Origin of the sequence: Erwinia sp. MYb416, assembly GCF_037479575.1 — a bacterium.
GTDB lineage: Bacteria > Pseudomonadota > Gammaproteobacteria > Enterobacterales > Enterobacteriaceae > Erwinia > Erwinia rhapontici.
The window spans coordinates 1-1,379 of sequence record NZ_JBBGYT010000022.1 but is presented as its reverse complement, the minus strand read 5'-3'; the positions used below and the strand labels follow the sequence as shown (position 1 = coordinate 1,379).

At 52.8% G+C, this 1,379-nt stretch carries 2 pseudogenes; one reads left to right on the top strand and one right to left on the bottom strand.

Annotated elements, in window-relative coordinates:
* Window positions 1–984: pseudogene (gene ligB, locus WH277_RS00185) on the bottom strand (NAD-dependent DNA ligase LigB); the annotation flags it as partial.
* A 259-nt stretch (window positions 985–1,243) separates the two neighbouring features.
* Here ligB and WH277_RS00180 point away from each other — a divergent pair.
* Window positions 1,244–1,379 (top strand): annotated as a pseudogene (locus WH277_RS00180) (guanylate kinase); the annotation flags it as partial.

The following is a 1,379-nucleotide window of genomic DNA, read 5'->3' as shown; positions in this document are numbered from 1 at the left end:
CACCACATTCGTTTTTCCGGTACGGCCAACAGAAAATGCCACGGAACGGACTTCACTGGTCGCTTGCGGTGGGGGATATTTCCAGGCCACCGCCCAGCTTCCCAAGCCTGGTATCCAGTTCCATCCCTGTTCCGATGGGAGGCTATGTACCACAACACCATCGGTAACAAAGGACAACGGCTGATGGAACCAGTGTTCACGCCAGCTTTCGACCTCGTCTACGCCAGTCACTCTGTGCGTCCATTCACTGACATCGGGAAAACCCGCCTGACGCAGAGCCAACAGGCGCTGTGTTAAATTTTCCGGTCCGTCTGGCCATGCCCAGACAAACAGACCGATATGCGGCAGCACGTCGGCTGGTGTTTTTGCCATTAATGCTCCCGCCACAATTGAGCGGGCATTTCTCCCCCCATCAGTAGCCTGATGGTGATCGGTCATCTTGAGATACAACTCGCCCTGAAAAACCTGCTGCCTGGACAACAACGGAATCGTAAGGGGAATATCGTTAATCAACGCAGCTTTTGCCGTCCAGTCTTCGCCTTTCAGGCCGTTACCGCGACTGATCATCTTTACCAGTTTTCCCTGACGGTACATCAACGTAACCGCCACACCATCAATCTTCGGTTGTACCCAGAGTTCTCGCTTATTCATCATCCAGTGCGCTACATCATCCTTAGTGGACAGTTTTCGAACCCCAACATGGGCGACAGGATGTGGCACCTTACCATCGGTCGTCAGCAGTGGCGGGTGAGGTGCTAAGGTGGGATGAAAACAACGTTGCCACTGCTGTAACTTGCTGTGCAGAGCATCATAGTGCTCATCGGTTACCACGCTTTTCCCCTGACGATGGTAGAGGTCATCCCACTGCATGAGTTGGGCTTCAAGAGCCGCGATTTCCTCCTCAGCGCGTGTGGGTGCCCAGACCGGACACGTTGCCGAAACCCCGAGGCTCAAAAACCAGACCAGTAAAATCAGATAGTGCATCCCTACTTCTCCTGCACATTCAATGAATATCCGGCAGTAAAACGCAGCGAAGGCAAACTGGCGAGGGGGAAAGCGGGATGATGAGAACTGGCTTCAGGGGTTTCTGCGGCAGCACGCATCACCCAACAAAAACTTGCGAAACATTGTCCATTTCTACAGAAAAAGGCGTATTACCGGGCCTAAACGCTGCATCACGCGCTGCACCTGTGTATACTGTGCAGGAAGTAGACTCCGCTTTATTGGCATATCAAGAATAATCATGGCTCAAGGTACACTTTTTATTGTTTCCGCCCCCAGCGGCGCGGGTAAATCCAGTCTGATTCAGGCGCTGTTAAAAACGCAACCGCTGTACGATACTCAGGTATCTATTTCCCACACCACACGTGGGGTACGGC